We start from the raw sequence: 25,429 nt of genomic DNA, 5'->3' as shown, positions 1-25,429 counted from the left end.
AAAATATTTAGCATGATAAATATCGCAATATGCCTTCGGCCGCCTCTCTTCCTTCTGCTATTGCAGTAACAACAAGATCAGAGCCTCTTACAATATCCCCCCCTGCAAACACTTTAGGGTTTGTTGTTTGATTTGGTATTTCTTGATTATCTGAAATAATAATTCTGCCTGAAGATGCATATTCAATATTATTTTCATCTAACCATGGGTAATGAGCAGGTTTAAAACCAAATGCCAGAATAACCGCATCAGCAGATAACACATGTTCACTTCCTTCAATAGAAGTTAATGTTTTATCGCCTTGAGTTTTAATAACGTGAATACCGACCACTTTATTTTGGTTATCGACTTCAATATCTATAGGTTGAAGATTAAATAAAAATTCGCCACCTTCTTCTTTGGCATTTTTTACTTCACGTTTTGAACCTGGCATATTGCTTTCATCACGACGATAAACACAAGTGACTTTATTTGCACCTTGTCGAATGGCAGTACGGATACAATCCATTGCGGTATCACCTCCTCCTAATATCACCACATTTTTATTTTTAAGGTCGATATAAGGTGTTTGAGGATCTTCATCATAACCCATTAAATAACGTGTATTCCCAATTAAATAAGGTAGTGCGCTATAAACACCATTAGCATTTTCATTAGGAAAATGACCACTTAAACTGTGATATGTGCCCAATCCAAGAAATACCGCGTCATATTGTGTTATTAGGGTATTTAGGGAGACATCTTTGCCTATTTCCGTATTGAGGCAAAACTCGATACCCATTTCACTAAATAATTCGCGGCGTCGGATCATCAGTGATTTTTCGAGTTTAAAAGAAGGGATCCCAAAAGTAAGTAACCCTCCAATTTCTGGATGCTTATCATAAACAACGGGTTTCACACCTTGTCGAATAAGAACATCTGCACAGGCAAGACCTGCGGGGCCTGCGCCGATAATCGCGACCTTTTTATCAGTCATTGTGACGTGAGAAAGGTCAGGGCGCCATCCTTGTGCTAAGGCTGTGTCATTGATGTAACGTTCAATATTGCCAATTGTGACTGCACCAAAATCATCATTCAGCGTACAAGCGCCTTCACACAACCTATCTTGAGGACAAACACGACCACAAATTTCAGGCAAACTGTTTGTTTGATGAGAAAGTTCAGCAGCCTCAATAATACGTCCTTCGTTTGCTAGTTTTAGCCAGTTAGGAATGTAATTATGAACAGGGCATTTCCATTCACAATAAGGATTACCACAGCCTAAACAACGATCGGCTTGTGCGGAGGCTTGTTGCGGTGAAAAAGCTTCATAGATTTCAACAAATTCAATTTTGCGAATTGCTAATGGTTTTTTGGTCGGCTCAACACGATTTAAGTCGATAAACTGATACACATTCTGACTCATAATATTCTCCTATTGTGCCTGAACGCGTAATTCAGCAGATGAACGACGAGGATGACCAAGCAACGCATTAACATCACTGGATTTTGGTTTCACCAATTTGAAATGTTGTGACCAATATTCCCATTGTGAAAGTAATCTTTCACCTTGTTGTGAGCCAGTTAGTCTGACATGTTCTGCAATCATGCCACGTAGATGTTCAGCAAGAATGGCAAAGGATGCAACAGGAAGCAACTCAATCGATGAAGTGTTGATCCGTTGTGATAATGTGAGATCTTCATCTAATAGATAGGCAAATCCACCAGTCATTCCCGCACCAAAATTAATCCCTGTTTTACCCAGAACACAGACAATACCACCCGTCATATATTCACAACCGTTATCACCAACACCTTCAACGACAGCAATTGCGCCAGAGTTTCTAACAGCAAAACGCTCCCCAGCCAATCCTGAAGCATAAAGTTTTCCGCCTGTTGCGCCATAAAGGCAAGTATTTCCCATAATGGTGGCGTGATGACTTTTAAATGCAGAGCCAACAGGAGGTGAAATGACAATACGGCCTCCAGCCATACCTTTACCAACATAATCATTGGCATCACCCACTAAGGTTAATTCAACGCCTTGTGCATTCCATACACCAAAGCTTTGACCTGCGGTTCCGGTAAAATAAAGTTTAATTGGTGTGGCAGATAAGCCACTTTCACCATATTTCTTGGCGATAATGCCTGATAATGTTGCTCCCACAGAGCGATCTGTATTACGGATATTAAAGTAGTGTGTTTGGCTTTTTTGTTGTTCGATAGCATCATAGGTTTGAGCAACAATTCGCTGATTTAACTCACCTTTATCATAAGTATGATTATTTTCCTGGAAATAAAGCGAATTGCCTGATGGTGAAGTTGCTGTTTCTAACAATCCACTTAAAGAGAGTTTTTGTTGTTTACTGCTCACACCTTCTAGGCATGAAAGCAGATCAGTTCGACCGATTAAATCGGTGATTTTTCTCACACCAAGTAAGGCCATTAACTCACGAGTTTCTTGCGCAATAAAACGAAAGTAGTTAATAACACGTTCAGGTAATCCATGATAATGATTGCGACGGAGTGTTTCATCTTGGGTTGCAACACCCATTGCGCAATTATTTAAATGGCAGATGCGCAGATATTTACAGCCTAATGCCACCATTGGCCCAGTACCAAATCCAAAACTTTCTGCGCCTAAAATTGCCGCTTTAATAATATCTAGACCTGTTTTTAATCCACCATCAACTTGCAAACGAATTTTATGGCGTAAATTATTTGCTACTAACGCTTGTTGAGTTTCAACTAAGCCTAATTCCCATGGGCTACCTGCATATTTTACGGAAGTTAAAGGGCTTGCACCTGTTCCGCCGTCATAACCCGCAATGGTTATCAAATCAGCGTAAGCTTTAGCAACACCTGTAGCAATAGTGCCTACACCAGGCTCTGACACTAGTTTTACAGAAATAAGTGCAGTTGGATTGATCTGTTTTAAGTCGAAAATAAGTTGTGCTAAATCTTCAATAGAGTATATATCGTGATGAGGAGGCGGTGATATTAGGGTAACACCAGGCACGGCATAACGCAGTTGCGCAATATAAGGTGTCACTTTATCGCCAGGAAGTTGTCCACCTTCACCGGGCTTTGCCCCTTGTGCGACTTTGATTTGTAAAACATCCGCACTCATTAAATAAGAAGGTGTTACACCAAAACGACCAGAGGCGATTTGTTTAATGCGAGAGACTTTATCGGTACCGTAACGTGCGGGATCTTCGCCACCTTCTCCTGAATTTGAAAAACCTCCCAATGTATTCATCGCTTGTGCAAGAGCTTCATGAGCTTCTGGGCTTAATGCCCCAATTGACATAGCGGCAGTATCAAAGCGTTTAAATAACTCGGTTTCATGTTCGACTTCTTCAATCGAAATAGGCGTTGTCTTGTTATTGAGAACTAACATATCGCGCAAGGTTGTGATTGGGCGCTGTTGCACTAGATTTGCGTAATGCTGATAGTCAGTATATTTCCCGCTATTTACAGCTTTTTGTAGTGCTTGAACGACATCAGGGTTATAAGCGTGGTATTCCCCTTTATGGGCGTATTTTAATAAACCACCCGCTTCTAAAGGATAACGGGCTAACCAAGCTCGCTTAGATAGATTAAATAAGTCGTGCTCAAAATCGCTAAAATCAGCGCCATTAATTCGATTATCAACGCCTGCAAAACAGAGCTCGACAACCCTATCATTTAATCCGACTGCTTCAAAAAGTTGAGAGCAACGGTAAGACGCCACGGTTGAAATGCCCATTTTAGACATGATCTTATACAACCCTTTGTTGATGCCGTTGCGGTAATTAAGCATCACTTGGGCATAGCTTGTTTGTAGGATTTGTTTATCAACACGTTGAGCTAAAGATTCATAAGCAAGGTAAGGATAAATAGCGGTAGCACCAAATCCAAGTAGTACAGCGAAATGGTGAGGATCACGGGCACTGGCTGTTTCAACAATGATATTGGCATCACAACGTAAATTATTGTCTACCAAAACTTTTTGTACTGCACCAACCGCCATAGGGGCAGGAATAGGTAGTCGCTCTTTAGTGATATTTCTATCTGATAAAACTAATAACACCGCGCCACTATGAACTTCCTGTTGTGCTTTTTCACATAATTGGCGTAACGCAGTTTCTAGATTGCATTCTGTTGGTCGATAAGTGATATCAAGATGAACAGAGCGGTAATAAGGGGTTTCTTGATTAACAAGTTGTTGAAAGTCGCTATAAAGCAAAATAGGCGATTTAAAGCTCAGTCTATGTGCTTGACCTTCTGCTTCACAAAACACATTCATCTCGCGTCCAATGCAGGTCGCTAAAGACATGACATGGGCTTCTCTTAATGGATCTATAGGAGGATTTGTGACTTGCGCGAATTTTTGTCTGAAATAGTCATAAATAAGACGAGGGCGTTGAGAAAGAACAGCAAATGGAGTGTCATCGCCCATTGAACCTGTCGCTTCTTGCCCATTTTCTGCAAGCACATGCAAAATGTTTTCAAGCTCTTCTTGGCTATATGCAAACTGTTTTTGATAAGTGGCTAATAAGGTGTCATCAAAAGCACGTTGTCCTGTGGCTTGCTGTTCTGGCAACTCTTCAAACGGCGTTAAGCGTTTGACATTGCGCTCTAGCCACAATTTATAAGGATGGCGTCTTTTTAAATCCTCATCGGTTTCGGCAGAGTGGAGAATACGTCCATGATGAGTATCGATAACCATTAGCTCGCCGGGACCGACGCGTCCTTTTTCTCGCACTTCATCAGGCTGATAATCCCAAATACCAATTTCAGAAGCGCAAGTGATGATGTTATCTGTGGTAATAACATAGCGAGCAGGGCGTAAACCGTTTCTATCTAGCGTACACGCAGCATAACGACCATCTGATAACACAATACCTGCAGGGCCATCCCAAGGCTCCATATGCATTGAGTTAAAATCAAAAAATGCCCGTAAATCCTCATCCATTTGTGGATTATTTTGCCATGCAGGTGGCACTAATAACCGCATTGCACGAACAATATCCATACCGCCATTGAGAAAAAGCTCTAGCATATTGTCGAGTGAACTTGAGTCTGAGCCACTCTCATTTACAAAAGGGGCGGCACTTTGTAGATCAGGAATAAGGGGTGTATGGAATTTATAGGCGCGAGCTCTAGCCCACTGGCGATTGCCTGTAATGGTATTAATTTCACCGTTATGTGCTAAATAACGAAAAGGTTGTGCAAGAGGCCATCTGGGAATGGTGTTAGTTGAAAAACGTTGGTGGAACAAACAGATTGAAGATTCCATCCGTAGATCAGCGAGATCGGTAAAAAAGCGTGGCAGATCGATGGCCATACAGAGGCCTTTATAAATCGTCACCAAATTAGAAAGACTACAAATATAAAAATCATTATCAGTAATGCGTTTTTCAATACGTCTACGAGCAACAAAGAGCCGTCTTTCAATATCGCTTATCCGCCAGCCAGCGGGTGCATTAACAAAGACTTGTTCAATTAAAGGAAGAGATGAAAGGGCGATACTACCTAGAATATCCGTGTTGATAGGGACTTTACGCCAGCCCACAATAGAGAGTGTTTCATTTTGAAGTTCTTCTTCAATAATAAGGCGGCATTGTGTCGCGATATTAGGGTCTTGGCTTAAAAATAGCATTCCAACAGCGTAGTTTTTGGCTAAATGCCAGCCTTTTTCCTCAGCAACTAATTGAAAGAAGCGATCGGGCTTTTGTAAAAGTAATCCACAACCATCGCCTGTTTTACCATCAGAAAGAATGGCTCCTCGATGTTGCATTCTGGCGAGACCGTGGATTGCATTTCTGACAATTTTATGACTGGCTTGCCCTTCAATATGCGCGATCAACCCAAATCCACAATTGTCTTTTTCCTGTGTCTTTTGATAGAGCATTTTTTTGCTTCCTACTTAGTTTACTGGGCACCTCAAAACAGAGCGCAAAAGGAACGTTTTGGCTCAAAGTATGTAGGTAAATTTATGGGTGCTCATCGGGTGATGTTGTGTTTGCTTAGCTTGGAGTGTTTTTTATATAGCTACGCAATGCCTTTTCAACTTATCGATAAATAAAAATGAGGTCAATGTGTAAGGAGATTTGACTAGAATAAGATGAATAAGAGAATTTTTATTTTAATTTATTGATAAATAAATAAAATGTTTGTTTTTTGAAGGAGGTTAATACCTATTTTTAGTGTGAGTTATATCACTTTATTTAAGCCATTTCGCTTTATCACATCCTTTAATGATAAAAGCGAGTAGTTAGTTATTCTAATGATTAGAATAAATTTAGTTTTTTATTGTTTTTATACATTTTGTATAAAAAAAGACAAATTGAATTTTTTCTAGTAAGGTCTATTTATCGTTGATATCGCTATCGTTTATGCAATTAAGTTTTGCATTATTTTTATGAATACATATATCGGAGAGGTTCTTGTTAAGAGAAAATAGAGAGTTAAATCAAACAAAGTAATGAGAAATAACTACTCTTAGCAAGATTTCTGAATGTTCGCCACTGCGCCAATTCATTTTTGGGTTATCATTCCATAGATTCAATATATTGGAGTTTTCAATGAAATTGCTCAAAGGGCTTGCCCAATACTACGTTGACTTAATGATGAGGCTGGGGCTAATTCGCTTCTCATTATTGTTGGCTTCTGCATTAGTTGTTTTAGCGATGGTTGTTCAAATGGCGGTGACATTCTTGCTTGCAGGTGATGTTACCAGTATTGACCTTGTTCGCTCTATTTTCTTTGGGCTGATTATTACGCCTTGGGCTGTCTATTTTCTCTCTGTTGTGGTTGAACAACTTGAAGAGTCACGACGCCGTTTATCTCGTATGGTGGATAAACTTGGGGTAATGCGTCAGCGCGACTTAGAGCTTAACTCTCAATTAAAAGAGAATATTGAGCAATTAAACTTGGAAATTCAAGAGCGTGAAAAAGTTGAAAAAGCACACCTTGAACTACTCGAAAAACTAAAAAGCGAAATGAAGCGTCGTGAATTGACGCAAATCGAGCTTGAACAGCAATCCTCACTTTTACGCTCATTCCTTGATGCCTCTCCTGACTTAGTTTATTACCGCAATGAAGACAATGAATTTTCAGGATGTAACCGCGCGACGGAATTACTGACAGGCAAAAGCGAGAAGCAGCTTATCGGTTTAACACCACTTGATGTTTATGACGAAGATATTGCAATAAAAGTGATGGAAACAGATGAGAAAGTCTTCCGTCATAATGTGTCACTCACTTATGAGCAATGGTTAGTTTATCCAGATGGACGCAAGGCTTGTTTTGAGCTGCGCAAAGTGCCGTTTTATGATCGTATTGGTAAACGTCATGGCTTAATGGGCTTTGGACGTGACATTACAGAGCGTAAGCGCTATCAAGACGCGTTAGAGAACGCGAGCCGTGATAAAACCACCTTTATCTCAACAATCAGCCACGAATTGCGTACACCGCTAAATGGTATTGTTGGGTTAAGCCGTATCTTATTGGATACCGAGCTTTCGCCAGAACAACTCAATTACTTAAAAACCATACATGTGAGTGCGATTACGTTAGGAAATATTTTTAATGACGTGATTGAAATGGACAAAATTGAGCGTAGAAAAATTCAATTAGATAACCAGCCAATTGACTTTACTGAATTTATTTCTGATTTAGAAAATCTGTCTGGACTGTTAGTACAGCCAAAAGGATTGAAATTCACACTGGAAGCAGAAGAAACACTACCACATAAAATAACCTCTGATGGAACTCGATTACGCCAGATCTTATGGAACCTCATCGGTAATGCCGTGAAGTTTACCCAAGAAGGCGAAATCAAAGTGCGTATTTGGCAAGAAGCGCCAGATAAGTTGTTCTTTGAAGTGAAAGATAGCGGAATTGGTATTCCAAAAAGTGAGCTGGAGAAGATCTTTGCTATGTACTATCAAGTTAATGATAGTCAAGGTGGTCGTTCTGCAACGGGAACGGGTATCGGACTTGCCGTCTCAAAACGCCTAGCACAGCATATGGGCGGTGATATCCGTGTTGAGAGTGAGTTAGGTAAGGGGTCTACTTTTACTCTCTCTATCGTCGCTCCTGCGATTGAAGAGCAGCACAATATCGAAAGTGATGATGAGCTCTTATTACCGGCTTTAAATATTCTTCTTGTGGAAGATATTGAACTCAATGTAATTGTCGCCTGCTCTGTTTTAGAAAAATTGGGTAATACTGTTGATGTAGCAATGACAGGGCAAGAAGCATTATCGATGTTTAAGCCTGATGAATATGACTTAGTGCTATTAGACATTCAATTACCAGATATGACAGGGTTCGATATTTCAAGAAAATTACGTCAAGAATTCGACAGTAATGAACTTCCTCCTCTGATTGCTTTAACAGCAAATGTTTTGAAAGATAAAAAAGAGTATTTGGATGCAGGAATGAATGATGTGCTAAGTAAACCACTTTCTGTGGATGCGCTTACCGCGATTATCAATAAATTCTGGGGGGATGGTGCGGTTTCTGTGCCATGTAATGAGTCATCGGAATTGTTGAATAAAAATGAAGAATTATTAGATATAGACATGCTGAATCAATACATCGAACTTGTCGGACCTCAATTAATCACTGATGGTCTAGATGTTTTTGAGAAGATGATGCCAAGTTATATGTCTGTCCTTGAATCTAACATGACTGCACGTGATCAGAAGGGCATCACTGAGGAAGGACATAAAATTAAAGGAGCAGCGGGTTCTATAGGTTTAAAACATTTACAGCAACTCGCTAAACAGATCCAATCATCGGAATTACCTGCTTGGTGGGACAATGTACAAGAGTGGGTAGATGAGCTAGAAAGAGATTGGAGAAAGGATGTGGAAAGTTTAAGAAACTGGTTATCAGACACTAGAAAAAAATAACCCCAACCGAAGGTTGGGGTGCGCGAATACTGCGCCAACACCAGGGAAACTTTTCTATCCGCTTTTTTTGATTCTCATTACATAGGCGAATAGGATGAAACTATTCCATACATCATACAAGCAACAAAATAGCAAAGATAAGTTTTTTTGTTACAAGAAACATTTAAATATGTGATGCCGATTGGTGCTTACACCTATAAATGGGTAACTAGTAATCTACTACAAACGGAGAAAGATATGAAATCAATTGCGGTAATTTTAAGTGGCTGTGGTGTATTCGATGGGAGTGAAATCCATGAATCAGTGCTCACAATGCTTGCTTTAAGCCAAAATAATGCTGAAGTTCATTATTTTTCACCTAATAATTTACAACCAACTGTAATTAATCATATTACAGGTGAAGAAAAATCAGAAAAAAGGAATATGATGGAAGAATCTTCTCGTATTTCTCGTGGGAAAATATCCCCTTTATCAGAGGCAAAGGCTGAAAACTTTGATGCTGTCATTATTCCTGGTGGTTTTGGTGCAGCGAAGAATTTGTGCAATTTCGCAACAAAAGGGAGTAACTGTGAAATTAACAAAGATCTCTTAAGGTTTGTACAAGCGATGCATCAGCAAAATAAACCATTAGGGCTAATGTGTATTGCACCTGTAATGTTACCAAAAATGTTAAATTCTCCAGTAAAATTAACAATTGGAAATGACACAGAAACAGCACATGCAATCGAAAAAATGGGTGGCGTCCATATAGATTGCCCTGTTGATGATATTGTTGTTGATGAAAAATATCGTGTTGTCACAACTCCTGCGTATATGCTTGCACAATCTATTGCACAAGCACAGGTAGGTATTGAGAAACTGGTTAAGAAAGTCCTTGAAATGGCATAAAGAGTAGGTAAAAACAGCAGATGGTACTGGTGAGAAAGTTAAAGAAAGTATTAATTATTTTAATTGCTTTATGGCTGTTAACAGTTGTGCTGTTTTCTTTTTTACCTGTGCCTTTTTCTGCTGTTATGGTTCAAAGACAAATTTCTGCTTGGAGTGAGTTTGATTTCTCTTATGTATCACATTCCACTTGGGTGGGTGAAAAAGAGATAGCATCAGTGATGTATTTAGCCGTGATTGCTTCTGAAGATCAAAATTTTCCCAAACATTGGGGCTTTGATTTTGATGCTATTGAGAAAGTTTTCAAAAAAAATCATAACAACGGGAAAACATTACGTGGTGCATCGACTATTTCTCAGCAAACTGTCAAAAATCTTTTTTTATGGGATGGTCGTAGTTGGATAAGAAAAGGGCTTGAGGCGGGAATGACGCCCGTTGTCGAGCTTATTTGGTCAAAAAAACGTATTTTAACCGTATACCTGAATATTGTTGAGTTTGGTGATGGGATCTTCGGTGTAGAGCAGGCTTCCCAACACTATTTTAGAAAGCCAGCAAAACAACTCACAAGTCATGAGGCCGCATTACTAGCCGCAGTATTACCTAATCCGCATATTTATCATGTAAATAAACCTTCTGCTTATACTCTAAAGCGGCAACAGTGGATCTTAAATCAGATGCGACTAATGGGGGGAATTAGCTTCTTAAAGAAAAATAATTTGTCATAACTCTATAAGGTTTGAAATATCTTTCTATTAGGCTCAGCAATCTTCTCTGATAGCTTTGTTATCGCTGAGGGATCGTTAGATTGGCGAGACTGAATACGAAATTGTGAAGGCGTCATGCCGTATTTACGTTTAAAAGCATCGCAAAAATAGGCATTACTGCCAAAACCACAGCGATGACTTATTTGAAAAACAGAGTAATTAGAAAATGTCAGGTAATTTAAAGCAATCCCCATTCTGACATCCAGTAATAGCTGACAGAACGAGACACCTTCTTTACTTAAATGCCGACGTAACGTTGATGGTGTTGTAAAAAGTGTTTTAGCCACATCTTCTAAATGCCATTTTTTTTGCGGATCTTGCGTAATTAAATGCGTAATTGCCTGATTTTTGGGCTCATCATAGTTAAATCGGAAGATATTTAAAATATCGATACCTTCTTGATACACCGCCATCAAAATAAAAAACAAACATTGCTGCATAAACATGGTTTCTTGAGATGGAGAGCCATGTGGAAGTGGTAAGCACTGTTTTAAAATTCCAAAATTACTTTTTATCACTTCAGGCGTTGATAAATGGTAAGCAGGTAGGTGGCTTGTTAGTGGTGAACTAGATTTAATTAAAGGCTTTAGTAAAGAGAAAACAGATTGAAGCTCTGTTTCACATAACACAAGCGTGTGTAGTTCAATCGATTTATGCGTAAATTGGCTGACTATATCGCAAGAGACTTGACTGTATTTCGGAATAATAAGCGTTAAATGGCTGGATACATCAATAGTTTGTCCATTGATGCAAATCGTACCTTTTGCGCCACTAACCATCGCTACCATCGGGTTTTCGATGTAAAACGTTTTTAAAGACATTTGGTTAGAGGACAGGATGTGTTTGTATTCCATGATCTCCGATATACCGTAGGCAAGTTAAGCATTAATCTTGCTTAAATGAACAATACTCAAAATTAGCTCATTGGTTGTATAAACTGATAAGCCACGTCTAGAATAATAAATAGAGAGATTATTCTATTTAAATTAGTGTTGTCATGCAAAGCAGAATGAGAGTGAAGCAGAATATAATCTTGTTGATAAAACATGACTATATAGATATCTGCTCATTTTTTACATTTATTTTAAACAGTGTCATTTTTTCTAAATAAATTGCTATTTATTCAAAACGCATTTTTCGTAATAAGGTGTAGAATCGCGCGTCACAGACGAAGGAGATTATCCTGTTCTTAGGATATCACTGTTTGTCTTTTATCCACACCCTATCCAACATTCATTAGCTTATTTTCTATTTGATTTTGAATGACTCAATCTTATGGATAGCGCTGTATGTATTCACGTATTTTCCTGATTTATTGATAATTTTGCCGAGTTGGCAGGAGTGAGTATGTCTGACTTTTCAGGGAAGGGTTGGCTTGCTGAAATCGTTTTACGTTATGAAGTAAAACGCGAAATAACACGTCTTACAGAAAAGCGTCATATCGGCCCATTAATGGTTCAGCGTCCTTTTTATCCTGAGCAAGGTATTGCACACACTTATTTGCTTCATCCCCCAGGTGGTGTGGTCGGTGGCGATAAACTATTGATTAATATTGATGTGCAACCCCAAGCACATGCATTGCTCACAACACCCGGAGCCACTAAGTTTTACCGTAGTGCTGGCGGTGTTGCTCGGCAAGTTCAAACCTTAAAAGTGGCAGCTAATGGTTTTTTAGAGTGGTTACCTCAAGAAAATATCTTTTTTCCTGAAGCCCAAGTTCGCCTAGAAACACATATTCATATTGCATCTACTGCCAGATTTATTGGCTGGGAAATTCAATGTTTTGGTCGTCCCGTTTTAAATGAATGGTTTGAAGATGGCAATGTAAAAGGGCGTTTAAATATCTATATCGATGAAAAACTGACATTAACTGAGTCACTTTTTGTCGATGGTTTACAAAAAAGATCGGCTGCCATGCGTGAGTTTCCGATGTTGGGATCACTTTATATCTATCCCGCAGCTGACGAATTAAAAAGCCTTATTCAACAAAGTATCGAGGCTTTCTCCGCTTCTTATGATCATGTTATCGAATATGGTTTAACGGATGTAGACGGTATTTTAGTTTTACGGTTATTAGGCTCGCAAACAGAGCCGATGATGGCGTGTTTTGCTCAAGTTTGGCAAGCCGTCAGACAACACTGGTTAGGGTATTGCCCTGAGCCGCCTCGTATATGGGCGACATAATCGTTAATTTTAGGAGCAGAAATGGAATTAACACCAAGAGAAAAAGATAAATTACTGCTTTTTACAGCGGGTCTTGTTGCTGAAAGACGTTTAGCGAAAGGGCTCAAGCTTAATTATCCTGAAGCGGTTGCACTTATCAGTTGCGCCATTATGGAAGGGGCAAGAGAGGGTAAAACCGTTGCCCAATTGATGAGTGAAGGGCGTACTGTTTTGACGGCGGAACAAGTCATGGAAGGCGTGCCAGAAATGATCAAAGACATCCAAGTGGAATGTACATTCCCTGATGGTACAAAACTTGTTTCTATTCATGATCCTATTGTGTAGGTAATAACATGATACCCGGTGAAATTAGAGTTAACCAAGCATTAGGCGACATCGAACTTAATGCTGGTCGAGAAACAAAAACAATACAGGTTGCAAATCATGGTGATAGACCCGTGCAAGTCGGCTCTCATTATCATTTTTATGAAGTGAATGAGGCGCTGAAATTTGAACGAGAAGGCACATTAGGTTTTCGTTTAAATATTCCAGCGGGCATGGCGGTTCGTTTTGAACCAGGGCAAAGCCGTACTGTTGAATTAGTGGTTTTTGCTGGAAAGCGTGAAATTTATGGCTTTCATGGCAAGGTGATGGGTAAATTGGAGAGTGAGAAAAAATGAAAACTATCTCACGTCAAGCTTATGCAGATATGTTTGGTCCAACAACTGGCGACCGTCTGCGATTAGCTGATACTGAGCTTTTTCTCGAAATTGAAAAAGACTTCACCACTTATGGCGAAGAGGTCAAATTTGGTGGTGGTAAAGTTATTCGCGATGGCATGGGGCAAAGCCAAGTTGTCAATGCTGAATGTGTCGATGTGCTTATTACAAACGCAATTATTTTAGATCATTGGGGTATTGTAAAAGCGGATATCGGTATTAAAGATGGCCGCATTGTAGGTATCGGTAAAGCGGGTAATCCTGATGTTCAACCTAATGTAGATATTGTTGTAGGGCCTGCCACAGAAGTGGTTGCAGGTGAAGGCAAAATTGTTACCGCTGGTGGCGTTGATACGCATATTCACTTTATCTGCCCTCAACAAGCACAAGAAGGTTTAGTGTCTGGTGTCACCACGTTTATTGGTGGTGGTACAGGGCCTGTTGCTGGAACAAATGCAACCACAGTAACGCCAGGTATTTGGAATATGCACCGCATGTTAGAAGCCGTTGATGAATTGCCTATTAATGTGGGGTTATTCGGTAAAGGCTGTGTGAGTCAACCAGAAGCCGTTCGCGAGCAAATTGAAGCCGGTGCTATTGGTTTAAAAATCCATGAAGACTGGGGTGCAACACCGATGGCAATTCATAACTGCCTTAATGTTGCCGATGAAATGGATGTGCAAGTCGCTATTCACTCTGACACTTTAAATGAAGGCGGTTTCTACGAGGAAACTGTGAAAGCGATAGCTGGTCGTGTGATCCACGTTTTCCACACAGAAGGCGCAGGTGGTGGGCATGCACCTGATGTAATTAAATCAGTTGGTGAGCCGAATATTTTGCCTGCTTCTACTAACCCAACAATGCCTTATACCATTAACACTGTAGATGAGCATCTCGATATGTTGATGGTTTGCCATCATCTTGATCCGTCTATTCCTGAAGATGTGGCTTTTGCTGAATCTCGTATTCGCCGTGAAACCATCGCAGCAGAAGATATCTTACACGATATGGGTGCTATTTCTGTTATGTCGTCAGACTCACAGGCAATGGGACGTGTAGGTGAAGTTATTCTTCGTACTTGGCAATGTGCGCATAAAATGAAATTACAGCGCGGCATATTAGACGGTGATACCGCTGAAAGTGATAACCATCGTATTAAACGTTATGTGGCGAAATACACGATCAATCCTGCTTTAGCACATGGTATTGCACACGAAGTCGGCTCTATTGAGAAAGGTAAATTAGCGGATCTGGTTTTGTGGGATCCGGCTTTCTTTGGAGTGAAACCTGCGTTGATCATGAAAGGTGGCATGGTAGCTTATGCGCCAATGGGTGATATTAATGCGGCTATTCCAACACCTCAGCCTGTACATTATCGCCCAATGTATGCTTGCTTAGGTAAAGCGAAATATCAGACGTCGATGATCTTTATGTCAAAAGCGGGCATTGAAGCTGGAGTGCCTGAAAAACTGGGCTTAAAGAGCTTAATTGGTCGTGTTAAAGGCTGTCGTAACATCACTAAAGCTTCGATGATCCACAATAGTTATGTGCCTCATATCGAGCTTGATCCTCAAACCTATATTGTGAAAGCTGATGGTGTGCCATTAGTGTGTGAACCTGCAACGCAATTACCAATGGCACAACGCTATTTCCTCTTTTGATTAGCGTTTACCGAGAATGTAGAGAATGAAAAGATTTACTCAACTTATTGATAAACAAAAAGCACTTGAATTAGTAACGCCAGAAACAAAAGCTCTTACTTTATGCTTAACGATGGATGAAAGAACCAAAAGTCGTTTAAAAGTGACGTTAAGCGATGGGCAAGAAGCTGGGCTATTTTTGCCTCGCGGTACGGTGCTAAAAGAGGGTGATATCTTACTGTCAGAAGATAATACGCTAGTCACAATTGAAGCGGCAAAAGAGCAAGTTTCAACGGTATATAGTGACGATCCTCTGTTATTGGCTCGTGTTTGTTACCACTTAGGTAATCGCCATGTTCCATTACAAATCGAGGCGGGTTGGTGTCGTTATTTTCACGATCATGTTTTAGATGATATGGCGAGAGGTTTAGGTGCCAATGTGGTTGTGGAGTTAGAGAAATACCAACCTGAGCCGGGCGCTTATGGTGGATCGTCAGGTGGTCATCATCATCATTCTCATGGCGACCATCACCATCACCACTAATTATTTGAATAGGGGAGCTTATTGATGCTTGCAGATCTGCGCTTATATCAATTAGTCAGTCCTTCTTTACCTGTAGGATCGTTTACTTATTCTCAAGGGTTAGAGTGGGCGATTGAAAAGGGCTGGGTTTGTTGTCCTCAAACATTAGCGGACTGGCTAAGTACCCAAATAACTGGCACTTTAGCAACGTTAGAGCTTCCTATCTTACGGCGATTACAAGAAAATCTAGCTCAAGCCAAAATGAGTGAAGTGAAGTATTGGTGTGATTTTATTGTCGCAAGTCGTGAAACTAAAGAGTTGCGACAAGAAGAGCGCCAACGAGGCATCGCTTTTGCTCGATTACTTCCTCAATTAGATATTGAGCTAGATGAAACCTTACAGGCTTGTGTAAAACAGACACAACTCATGGCATTTGCGTTAGCTGCTGTGAAATGGAATATTTCTGCTGAAAAGTTATGTTGTGCTTACGCTTGGGGTTGGCTTGAAAATACGGTGATGTCAGGAGTGAAACTGATCCCTTTAGGGCAAAGTGCAGGACAGAAAATATTGTTTACATTAGCAGAGCAGATCCCCGCGATTGTTGAACAATCTACACATTGGCCCACTGAAGATATTGGAAGTTTTACACCTGCGCAAATTATTGCCAGTAGTCGCCATGAAACACAATACACTCGACTTTTTCGTTCATGAGAAATCTATATGCAAGAATATAATCAACCACTCCGTATTGGTGTTGGTGGCCCTGTTGGATCAGGAAAAACGGCACTGTTAGAAGTTCTTTGTAAAGCAATGCGCGACACTTATGAAATCGCAGTTGTCACTAACGATATTTATACTCAAGAAGATGCCAAGATCTTAACGAGAGCTGAAGCATTAGATGCGGATCGTATTATTGGTGTCGAAACGGGGGGTTGTCCTCATACTGCTATTCGTGAGGATGCATCAATGAACCTTGCGGCGGTTGAAGAATTAGCAATGCGCCACAAAAATCTTGATATCGTTTTTGTGGAAAGTGGTGGTGATAACTTAAGTGCGACATTTAGCCCAGAGCTTGCTGATTTAACTATTTATGTGATTGATGTGGCTGAAGGGGAAAAAATTCCACGTAAAGGTGGCCCCGGAATTACACATTCAGACCTATTAGTTATTAATAAAATCGATCTGGCACCTTATGTTGGCGCATCATTAGAAGTGATGGAAGCAGACACAGCAAGAATGCGTCCTGTGAAGCCTTATGTTTTCACAAATCTAAAAGAAAAAGTTGGCTTGGAAACTATTATCGATTTTATCATTGATAAAGGCATGCTAAGACGCTAACAGTTTGTTGAGAAAAGGCGAGTTTTAGTCGAGAAAGAAACTGTCAGTATCGGTTATTTATTATAAATACCGATACTGACAGGATAATACAAAAACGATGTTAGTAATGGGATCAGTTAAGGTAAGTAAATGCCGTGGTTACTTTTACTACACCTTTGGTTTCACTGGCAATTTTTGCAACCGCAGCCCCTTCTTGGCGAGTCAAAATACCAAATAAGAACACTTCACCATTTTCAGTGATCACTTTTACAGAAGAAGATTTGACTGAATCACTGCCTAAAATTTGAGAGCGAACTTTGGTTGTTAACCATGTATCTGAAGACGCTGTGCCTAATGTTACAGGTTCGCCTTGGCGGACTTCGTTATAGACGTTATTCACGCCTTCAACCTTACTCGCAACTTGTTTTGCTGTATTCGCAACAGACATATCAGGGCTTTGGCCTGTTAACAGAATATTGCCTTGATAAGCCGTAGCTACGATACGTGAATTGCTTTTCTTGATCTGTTCGTTTTTGTTTAGAGCACCAGAAACTCGTGCTTCCAATGTACCATCGTCAACTTGTTGCCCTAATGAGCGAGGATCGGTTGCAGTCTTACCCGCAACTGCGGCAGTGCCGACAACCGCTGCGCCGATACAACCTTGCAGTAAAAGTGCAGAACATAGCACTGCAGTGATAGGAAGCAATTTCATAGTAACTCCTTAGTCATCCTGATGTGGGAATAATGTATTATCAATTAAATCACAGAGACAATTGACTGTTAGCATCTGAACTTCCTGTATTCTGACGGTGCGTTGAGATGGAATACGAATTTCAACGTCTTGAGGGCCTAATAATCCGGCAAGCTCTCCGCCATCATAACCTGTTAATGCAACAATGGTCATATCTCGTGTAACAGCGGCTTCAACGGCTTTAATAATACTTCTGCTGTTACCGTGAGTTGAGATAGCAAGTAGCACATCTCCAGCTTGTCCTAATGCACGCACTTGTTTTGCATAGATTTCATCGTGTTGCTGATTCCCCATAATTGCAGTCATCACAACGCTATCTGTGTTTAACGATAATGCAGGCAAGCTTGGGCGCTCTGTTTCAAAACGATGGATCATGCTGGCGGCAAATCGCTGTGCTGTTGCTGCTGAGCTACCGTTTCCACAGCTTAATATTTTATGGCCGTTTAACAAAGATTGAACCATCATCATGGCGGCTCTGGAAATGGCATCTGGTAATGCTTCTGCTGCTGCAATTTGAGTTTGAATACTCTCTGTAAAGCAGACTTTGATTCTATCAAGCACGTTAAGACCTATATAATCTAATTTAACGAATAAATTCCGTATAATCGAGAATGTTTTTTAGCCATATTAGCTGGCGTTGATTAAATGCACAAATATCAAAACGACAGTCTGAAGTCTCAATACTTTCTTGGCGTTGTGCTAGCCAACATTTTGCTGTATGCCATAAGCGACGCCGTTTTGAGGTAGTAATAGAGCTTATAGCATCACCAAATAAGATGTTACGTCTAAAACGAACCTCAACAAATACCCATGTCCTCTTTTCCTGCATAATAAGATCAATTTCTCCACAGGGATATCGGACATTACGCTCAATCAATATTAATCCTTGTTGGCGTAAATATTTTAGCGCTTTTTGTTCATAGTATAGCCCTAAAAAATAAGGGCTTTTAGAAAAAATCATCCATGATTTCCTTCTTTATATCACTCATAAAATAAACCGCCATTATGGCGGTTTATTTTAATGATAATTAACTGCGTGCATTATTGTGCAACAGGTTCAATCTTACCTTGTTTAAATTGCATCCAAGGAAGTTGTCTATAAACAGTACAGTTGTCTTCAACACGTAATGAGCCTGAAATACCATTAAAACGCAATGTGCCTTTTGTCAGATCATTGTAATTGTTTGCTAATGACCATGCATCAATTCCCATGGCATAAAGACGCATTAATGAGTAATCGTTCGCAAATTTGCTTGATGCTTTTTGCATTAACGGCAAATTAGCACCAGTCATCAATGGAATATCACTAAATTGAATACCATCCATCTCCATACGGAAATCAGGGCCTGTTCCACCTTGGTTACTACGCGAACTAACATAAATTGGTGGACGCTTTTTGGTACTGATCGCCATATCAATCATTGGTTTAATTAAGGTTAATTCATCGCTAGTCGCAATGATATAAACAGAATCAATGGCACCACCTGCTGATGGAATGGATTGAGTCTCTAATGGTAAAGGTGCATTAGCCGTTGGTAGAACAGGCGTACCCGTCATGCGAATACCCACACCACGGTTGATAGAGGCTTTTAAGCTTTCAACAGAGCTAAAAGTTTGTTGTAAAACGGTACCGCCGCCGGTGCGTTGCCATTCATCAGCAAATGTTTGTGCCATTCTTTGGCCAAATTTATTATCAGGAACAATAATTAATGGGGTTGATTTTTGCTGCTGACGTAAATGTTGTGCCGCATTACGGGTTTCATCTTCTGGTGAAAGAGAGAAGAAACAAACGGTTGTTGCTGAAGGAACACTGTCTAATTCATTTAATGCCAATACAGGTAAGCCACTTTGAAGCTCAATAGTCTTCATGACTTCAGGTTTTAGCAGAGGGCCGACAATTAAGTTAGCACCGTCTTGCTGTACTTTTTTCAGTAAAACATCGATAGATTGACTATTGGTATCATAAACAATCACTTGGCGAGAGTTTTGTGCAACAGGATCTAAGCGTAATGTTGTATCACCAGAAAATGTCGAGCTCTCTTTTTCTTGATCTTGAGTCGCTTGCGTATTTTCAGTTGTTTCTTTGGCGGTATCTGTTGTTGGTGTTTCAGTATTTTTGATACCTAATTCTTCTAAAATTGAATTAAGGCTATCGTCATTTTTAGGTGCTTGTGGCTCTGGCATTGCTTGAGGTTGTGGTAAACCACTTTGCGCATCAAGGAAGCCTTGACGAATAGCTTCACCAAAAACTTTCGCTTGCCCTGTTAAAGGTAACAATAATGCGATTTGGCTACTTGCACTCACTGAAGGTTGTGAAAGACGCAATAATGATGCTGGAAGTGTTAATGCGGCTGGGTTGCGAGGATAACGAGTCTGCCACTCTCTGACCGCTATTGATAACTTATCAGCATCATCTTTGTTGTATTCATAGGTATTCAGTAAGTCTAACCAACCTTGCAGTGTATTTTCATCTGCTTTGATAACAACACTACGGCGTTGCTCTGGTGTGAGTTTGGTTAGCGTGAGCCATGTATCATCAATATTTTTCTGATGCAGTTGAGGATCAGTAATTAATGTTTCTAACCCAATATAGGCCCTAATAACATCTAAAGATGCCAGCCCTTGAGCGTCATCAATCACTTTTTGAAATTGTTTCATCTCCATTTCTGCTTTTGCAGCGGGAGTGAGAGGTTGTTCTTGTTGCCCCGTCAGGGTACAACCTGACATAATCAGCGCAGAAAGTATCGCAGTATAGGATAAACCTGTTTTAAAACGCACAAAAATTGAGGAAAGCATACTGTACCCAGTGATGTTTTATAATTATGCTCAATTTTAAATCGGTCATTCGGAATAAACAATGAATCAACCTAATCGAGCAGCGGTAACGACATCCACACTGTACATAGTACCCACACCTATTGGTAATCTGGGCGATATCACCCAGCGGGCACTTGATGTGCTGTCTCATGTCGATTTAATTGCTGCAGAAGATACCCGTCATACAGGGCTTCTATTACAGCACTTTGCCATTAACGCACGTTTGTATGCGTTACATGATCATAATGAACAGCAAAAAGCAGATCAATTAATTAGCAAATTACAGCAGGGGCTAAGTATCGCATTAGTCTCTGATGCAGGTACACCATTAATTAACGATCCTGGCTATCATTTAGTCAATCAATGTCGTAAGAATGGCATAAATGTCGTGCCATTACCCGGCGCTTGTGCTGCTATTACGGCACTGTCTGCGGCAGGGCTACCTTCAGATCGTTTCTGTTATGAAGGCTTTTTGCCTGCAAAAACAAAAAGTCGTCAAGACTGTTTACGGTCATTATCAGAAGAGCCTCGTACATTGATTTTTTATGAATCAACACATCGGCTGTTAGATAGTTTAGCTGATATGGTGACAGTTTGGGGTGAAGATCGCTACGTAGTATTAGCGAGAGAGCTCACAAAAACGTGGGAAACTATTCAAGGCATGCCTGTTGGCGAATTACTTAAATGGGTTCTTGAAGACGAAAACCGCCGTAAAGGTGAAATGGTATTAATTGTTGAGGGTTATGAAAAACCCGTTGATGACGATTTTTCTCCTGAAGTATTACGGACATTGGCGATTTTACAAAAAGAGTTACCACTGAAAAAAGCAGCCGCAGTCACTGCAGAAATTTATGGCGTGAAGAAAAATGCACTCTATAAGCATGTCATTGAGCAAAATGGTGAAGCTCAAGACGAGTAAAGTGATTTTTTAGCTTCTTTTGCTATACATTTTCTACCAAAATCCCTATAATCCGCACCCTGAGTTGACTAGACAACCGCTGCTTTATCGTTGTCCCTTCGGGGGAGACGGATAGAGGGGAGGAAAGTCCGGGCTCCACAGGGCAGGGTGCCAGATAACGTCTGGGAGGCGCGAGCCTACGACAAGTGCAGCAGAGAGTAAACCGCCGATGGCCTGTTTACAGGATCAGGTAAGGGTGAAAGGGTGCGGTAAGAGCGCACCGCGCAACTGGTAACAGTTTGTGGCATGGTAAACTCCACCCGGAGCAAGACCAAATAGGGGTTCTTATGGTGCGGCCCGCATTGAACCCGGGTAGGTTGCTGGAGCCAGCGCGCAAGTTCTGGCCTAGATGAATGGTTGTCCACGACAGAACCCGGCTTAACGGTCAACTCACCTCATAAAAAACCCTCGATTCACATTGTGTTTCGAGGGTTTTCTGTTTTTAAGCTCATCGAGATTGATTATCACGAGATAATATCAATAAATAAACCACGAAACTCAGCCGAGCTTTTCAATGTAATACTATGGCTATCTTGAATAAAAGCCCCATCACCACACTGGATTTGCCCATTTTCTTGTGTTGATGTTTGCAAATAGGTGCCGCCTTTTATGGATTGCAAAAAGCCTTTCTGTCCTTTTATTGGCAGTGTAATTTCATCGCCTGCTTGCAAATGAATATGATAAAGCCAGATAGTTTGCCTTAACATTAACGAGCCATCATCACCGGTAGGTGAGGCTAATAATTGATATTTTAAATTTTCATCTAATACCAATTTTTGTGAAGCTACACTTTCTTGTTGTGGACACGCATTTAACCACAATTGAATGCGAGTTAATGGCGTATCAGGACTACTGTTTTTCTCTATATACGTATCAGTATTATGCGGTGAAATAAGTAAGCACTCATTTTCTTTTGCCGTCAATGTACGCCCCATATTATCAAGGTATGTTGCTTCCCCTTGAAGAATAAGATTAACCACGTCCACATGAGGATAGGTCTTTGCTTTAAATTCAGAATTTGGAGCGAGCACTTCTTGGTTGAGTACTCTTAGCGTGCCATAGTCTAAAAAATGAGGGTCAAAGTAGTGGCCAAAGGAAAATGTGTAGCGAGCTTGTAGCCAACCATAATCCGCTTTACCACACTGTTGTGCTGTTCTGTATTTTATCATAGCGGTATTTTTCGAGTAGATTATCAATATATTTATCATAGAGGTATGGACTGTCTATTGTTAGCAAGTTAATCTGGTGCCTATAATCAAATTATTTGATAGAGATAAGTATAATGAGTAAAGACAAAGCAATTACGTTGGAATCTTTACGAGTCATGGATGCCATTGATCGTAGAGGGAGTTTTGCAGCTGCGGCTGATGAACTAAATCGAGTCCCATCGGCACTCAGTTATACCATGCAAAAATTAGAAGAAGATTTAGATGTTGTCCTTTTTGACCGTTCTGGCCATAGAACTAAATTTACCAATGTTGGCCGAATGCTACTTGATAGAGGACGCATATTACTTGAGGCGGCTGATAAATTAACGTCAGATGCAGAAGCCTTAGCAAGAGGTTGGGAGCCACATATCACTATTGTTTGTGAAGCGCTTACACCAGCTTCTCGACTCTTTCCTTTAGTTGATAAATTAGCAGAAAAATCCAATACGCAACTTTCGTTAGTAACAGAAGTATTAGCGGGTGCATGGGAAAGCTTAGAAAGCGGTAAATGTGACATTGTGATTTCACCCGATATGCATTTTCGTACTTCATCTGAAATCAACTTTCGCCCTTTATACAATACCACTAGCGTTTATGTTGCCAGCCCAGATCACCCAATTCATAACGAGCCTGAGCCATTAGCAGAAGAAACTCGCTTAAAATATCGGGGTATTGCGATTGCAGATACCGCAAGGGAACGCCCTGTATTGACAGTATTGTTGTTAGATAAACAGCGCCGTTTAACGGTCAGCTCTATTGAAGATAAACGCCGAGCGTTAATTGCAGGTTTAGGTGTGGCGACAATGCCGATTGATTTAATTGAAGATGATATTAAAGAAGGGCGTTTACGTGTTGTTGGCCCTGAATATCACCATGAAAATAATATTATTATGGCATGGCGCAGAGATAGCATGGGCGAAGCTAAATCGTGGTGTTTACGTGAAATACCTAAACTCTTTGCGAGCGATAAAAAATAAGTAAAACAAATATAAATAATGAGTAAGTTTTATTTTAAGCAAACAAAAAAGATCCCCTAGAGGATCTTTTTTGTTTCTAAACTCGTTATTACCAGTTTTTATTGAAAATACGATCTAAGCTCCATTTACCCGGGCCTGTTACAACCAGTAATAAATATCCACCTGCAATTGTCATGTTTTTCATAAACATTAATTGGTTCATGCCTTCAGCAAAATTACTGTGGAACAGTAATGCAGTTAAGAGAGTAAAGACTGCGGTAAAGATTGCTGTGGTGCGAGTTAAGAAACCAAATAAGATTGCTAATCCACCACCTAATTCTAATAAAATCGTCAGTGGTAATAAGAAACCGGGAACACCCATTGCTTGCATATATTGTTGTGTGCCTTCGTAGCCACCAATTTTTCCATAGCCTGCGCTGATAAATAAAATCGGCATTAAAATACGGGCAATTAATAACGCAATGTCTTCAAATTTTTTCATAATGTTTATTCCTAATTAAACTCTATTATCTGCAATGTATATCTGTTTATATTTGTATTTTCGTTGGTTAATTTTCTATTTTTAGAATTAATAACCACGGCTACGTTGTGAGGCATACAATAATAGGAAATTGGAAAAGAGGATATTAAGAAGAATTAACATTCTTAGACAAAAAAATTGATGTTCAATCTGAGGTTTTTTTGAAGGACTTCTGTATTGCCCGAATTAAGCCAATTGCACCGATAGCGCGTTGTCCTAATCGTATGATTTTTTTAGGGTGTTTAATACTGTAAAGAGAAATAAAACTAGCGCTTACTAAAAATGCAGGTTTTAAAGAGACTAAAATTCGCCACGCTTTATCATAAGGCTCTGTCACATCAAGCCAAGTTTGCGTGCTTTGCCCTAAATCAGAGCGCTGTTGCTGAATTTTATTCAACAACAGCTTTTTACGTCTTGCGAGGATTGCTTGCTTATTTTGTCTGTTCATCATGATATTGCTCCAAAAGACGTTTATCTAATTCCAATTGTTGGCGAGTGTCGCCTAACAAGGTGGAATTTCGCGCTTTTCTTAATGTCATGATGGCACCAATAAGTGCACAGAAAAGTAAAGTAGCGGTTGTGATAGCTAAAGCATAAATTCGATATTCAGGTGGAATAACCCAAAAAATCAGTATAAGCAGGCTCATTAGGCCAAAAGCGGTGAGTAACAGTGTGACGCCAGACATTAAAATAAGCTGGATCAGGGTAGTTTTTTCTTCTTCCAGTTCAATGGCGATTAGCCGTAGGCGAGTTTCAACCATGCCTATCACGATGGCACCAATTTTACTGAGAGAATTCAGAACCCCGGATGCGGGGCCCTGTGGTCTTTGAGTATCACTCATTACAAATTAACGTTTTGCTAGGAGAACACCAAGAACAACACCAACAGCCGCACCAATACCGACACCTGTCCATGGATTTTCACGAACATAGTTATCTGCTTTTCCGGCGATTTCTTTGGTGTTATCGACAATTTCTCGACCTGTATCGCTAAGTTTTGCACGAGAGCCTTTTATCGCCGATTCTGCTTTTGCACGCAGGCTTTGGATTTCTTCTTTGGATTTATCTGCAGAGGAGTTCAGCACTTCTTCTAGAGTATCAGCAAGAGATTTCAATTCACTACGCAGATCTTCATTTGAACGTTGATGAGACATAATTAACTCCTTTAATAGAGATAGACATGATACTTATAACAATAGACTAATTTTACCGCTTAATGAAATTAAATAATGACTTATTGGTAAAAAAAAGAGATAAATCTTAATAGATATCCGCAGTTAAAAGAATGAGAGGGTGTTAAGG

The 25,429-nt window shown here is 40.1% G+C and carries 24 protein-coding genes and 1 other RNA gene; 13 read left to right on the top strand and 12 right to left on the bottom strand.

Annotated elements, in window-relative coordinates; genetic code table 11:
* Positions 1-7: 7 nt before the first annotated feature.
* Entirely contained in the window at positions 8-1,405 is a 1,398-nt protein-coding gene (locus DK857_RS01495) for an FAD-dependent oxidoreductase (RefSeq protein WP_109401355.1), read from the bottom strand.
* Between the two features lie 9 nt (positions 1,406-1,414).
* Positions 1,415-5,875 (bottom strand): glutamate synthase large subunit, encoded by a 4,461-nt coding sequence (gltB, locus tag DK857_RS01490; RefSeq protein WP_109401354.1) that lies wholly within the window; start codon positions 5,873-5,875, stop codon positions 1,415-1,417.
* Between the two features lie 673 nt (positions 5,876-6,548).
* On the opposite strand from gltB, the gene arcB reads away from it, so the two are divergent.
* From arcB to mtgA, 3 genes are all read left to right on the top strand, one after another.
* A complete protein-coding gene (gene arcB, locus DK857_RS01485; RefSeq protein ID WP_109393155.1) occupies positions 6,549-8,885 on the top strand; it encodes an aerobic respiration two-component sensor histidine kinase ArcB in 2,337 nt (778 codons plus the stop codon).
* A 237-nt stretch (positions 8,886-9,122) separates the two neighbouring features.
* Positions 9,123-9,773, top strand: coding sequence for an isoprenoid biosynthesis glyoxalase ElbB (gene elbB, locus DK857_RS01480; protein WP_109401353.1), 651 nt, complete (start codon positions 9,123-9,125; stop codon positions 9,771-9,773).
* Positions 9,774-9,793: 20 nt separating this feature from the next.
* Positions 9,794-10,495: a monofunctional biosynthetic peptidoglycan transglycosylase gene (gene mtgA / locus DK857_RS01475; RefSeq protein ID WP_109393156.1), complete on the top strand. Its 702-nt coding sequence runs from the start codon at positions 9,794-9,796 to the stop codon at positions 10,493-10,495.
* Between the two features lie 2 nt (positions 10,496-10,497).
* Here mtgA and DK857_RS01470 read toward each other — a convergent pair whose 3' ends face one another.
* On the bottom strand, positions 10,498-11,388 hold the full coding sequence (locus tag DK857_RS01470) for an AraC family transcriptional regulator (protein WP_109401352.1): 891 nt from the start codon (positions 11,386-11,388) through the stop codon (positions 10,498-10,500).
* A 493-nt stretch (positions 11,389-11,881) separates the two neighbouring features.
* Between DK857_RS01470 and DK857_RS01465 the strand changes: the two genes are divergently transcribed.
* From DK857_RS01465 to ureG, 7 genes are read left to right on the top strand one after another with little or no spacing between them, the layout of a single operon-like run.
* On the top strand, positions 11,882-12,718 hold the full coding sequence (locus tag DK857_RS01465; RefSeq protein ID WP_109401351.1) for an urease accessory protein UreD: 837 nt from the start codon (positions 11,882-11,884) through the stop codon (positions 12,716-12,718).
* A 21-nt stretch (positions 12,719-12,739) separates the two neighbouring features.
* The gene (locus DK857_RS01460; protein ID WP_023582851.1) at positions 12,740-13,042 is read left to right on the top strand and encodes an urease subunit gamma; all 303 of its coding nucleotides are present in this window, start codon (positions 12,740-12,742) and stop codon (positions 13,040-13,042) included.
* Between the two features lie 8 nt (positions 13,043-13,050).
* Complete coding sequence (locus DK857_RS01455; RefSeq protein ID WP_109393159.1) at positions 13,051-13,377, top strand: urease subunit beta; 327 nt, start codon at positions 13,051-13,053, stop codon at positions 13,375-13,377.
* Positions 13,374-15,077 (top strand): urease subunit alpha, encoded by a 1,704-nt coding sequence (gene ureC, locus DK857_RS01450; RefSeq protein ID WP_109401350.1) that lies wholly within the window; start codon positions 13,374-13,376, stop codon positions 15,075-15,077. Before DK857_RS01455 ends, ureC begins: the two co-directional genes overlap by 4 nt.
* A 25-nt stretch (positions 15,078-15,102) precedes the next feature.
* Positions 15,103-15,600, top strand: coding sequence for an urease accessory protein UreE (gene ureE / locus DK857_RS01445; protein WP_109393160.1), 498 nt, complete (start codon positions 15,103-15,105; stop codon positions 15,598-15,600).
* 24 nt (positions 15,601-15,624) lie between these two features.
* Positions 15,625-16,290 (top strand): urease accessory protein UreF, encoded by a 666-nt coding sequence (locus tag DK857_RS01440; protein ID WP_161711173.1) that lies wholly within the window; start codon positions 15,625-15,627, stop codon positions 16,288-16,290.
* A 9-nt stretch (positions 16,291-16,299) separates the two neighbouring features.
* Positions 16,300-16,917, top strand: coding sequence for an urease accessory protein UreG (gene ureG, locus DK857_RS01435; protein WP_006535303.1), 618 nt, complete (start codon positions 16,300-16,302; stop codon positions 16,915-16,917).
* Between the two features lie 112 nt (positions 16,918-17,029).
* Here the strand turns inward: ureG and dolP are convergent, their stop codons facing one another.
* The 4 genes from dolP to DK857_RS01415 form a co-directional block, all read right to left on the bottom strand.
* On the bottom strand, positions 17,030-17,608 hold the full coding sequence (gene dolP / locus DK857_RS01430) for a division/outer membrane stress-associated lipid-binding lipoprotein (RefSeq protein ID WP_036933029.1): 579 nt from the start codon (positions 17,606-17,608) through the stop codon (positions 17,030-17,032).
* Positions 17,609-17,617: 9 nt separating this feature from the next.
* Positions 17,618-18,208 (bottom strand): DnaA initiator-associating protein DiaA, encoded by a 591-nt coding sequence (diaA, locus tag DK857_RS01425; RefSeq protein WP_004245257.1) that lies wholly within the window; start codon positions 18,206-18,208, stop codon positions 17,618-17,620.
* Between the two features lie 22 nt (positions 18,209-18,230).
* Positions 18,231-18,608: a YraN family protein gene (locus tag DK857_RS01420; RefSeq protein ID WP_109393164.1), complete on the bottom strand. Its 378-nt coding sequence runs from the start codon at positions 18,606-18,608 to the stop codon at positions 18,231-18,233.
* An 80-nt stretch (positions 18,609-18,688) separates the two neighbouring features.
* Positions 18,689-20,443 (bottom strand): penicillin-binding protein activator, encoded by a 1,755-nt coding sequence (locus DK857_RS01415; RefSeq protein WP_109393165.1) that lies wholly within the window; start codon positions 20,441-20,443, stop codon positions 18,689-18,691.
* Between the two features lie 61 nt (positions 20,444-20,504).
* Here DK857_RS01415 and rsmI point away from each other — a divergent pair, with 61 nt between their 5' ends.
* Together rsmI and rnpB are read left to right on the top strand one after the other, a co-directional pair.
* A complete protein-coding gene (rsmI, locus tag DK857_RS01410; protein ID WP_075671389.1) occupies positions 20,505-21,383 on the top strand; it encodes a 16S rRNA (cytidine(1402)-2'-O)-methyltransferase in 879 nt (292 codons plus the stop codon).
* A 60-nt stretch (positions 21,384-21,443) separates the two neighbouring features.
* Positions 21,444-21,819: RNase P RNA component class A (gene rnpB / locus DK857_RS01405), an RNA gene on the top strand.
* 67 nt (positions 21,820-21,886) lie between these two features.
* Here the strand turns inward: rnpB and DK857_RS01400 are convergent.
* Positions 21,887-22,591: a pirin family protein gene (locus DK857_RS01400; protein WP_109393166.1), complete on the bottom strand. Its 705-nt coding sequence runs from the start codon at positions 22,589-22,591 to the stop codon at positions 21,887-21,889.
* Between the two features lie 113 nt (positions 22,592-22,704).
* On the opposite strand from DK857_RS01400, the gene DK857_RS01395 reads away from it, so the two are divergent.
* Entirely contained in the window at positions 22,705-23,607 is a 903-nt protein-coding gene (locus DK857_RS01395) for a LysR family transcriptional regulator (protein WP_036933024.1), read from the top strand.
* An 88-nt stretch (positions 23,608-23,695) separates the two neighbouring features.
* Here the strand turns inward: DK857_RS01395 and DK857_RS01390 are convergent, their stop codons facing one another.
* The 4 genes from DK857_RS01390 to DK857_RS01375 form a co-directional block, all read right to left on the bottom strand.
* Positions 23,696-24,088 (bottom strand): DoxX family protein, encoded by a 393-nt coding sequence (locus DK857_RS01390; protein ID WP_075671385.1) that lies wholly within the window; start codon positions 24,086-24,088, stop codon positions 23,696-23,698.
* Positions 24,089-24,272: 184 nt separating this feature from the next.
* Positions 24,273-24,578, bottom strand: coding sequence for a YqjK-like family protein (locus DK857_RS01385; protein WP_227003101.1), 306 nt, complete (start codon positions 24,576-24,578; stop codon positions 24,273-24,275).
* Entirely contained in the window at positions 24,559-24,969 is a 411-nt protein-coding gene (locus tag DK857_RS01380) for a phage holin family protein (RefSeq protein WP_109393167.1), read from the bottom strand. Before DK857_RS01380 ends, DK857_RS01385 begins: the two co-directional genes overlap by 20 nt.
* 6 nt (positions 24,970-24,975) lie before the next feature.
* Positions 24,976-25,281: a DUF883 family protein gene (locus tag DK857_RS01375; protein WP_109393168.1), complete on the bottom strand. Its 306-nt coding sequence runs from the start codon at positions 25,279-25,281 to the stop codon at positions 24,976-24,978.
* Between the last annotated feature and the right edge of the window lie 148 nt (positions 25,282-25,429).

Origin of the sequence: Proteus terrae, from assembly GCF_003144325.1 — a bacterium.
Classification (GTDB): Bacteria; Pseudomonadota; Gammaproteobacteria; order Enterobacterales; family Enterobacteriaceae; genus Proteus; species Proteus terrae.
This window is presented reverse-complemented; position numbering and strand designations above follow the sequence as displayed.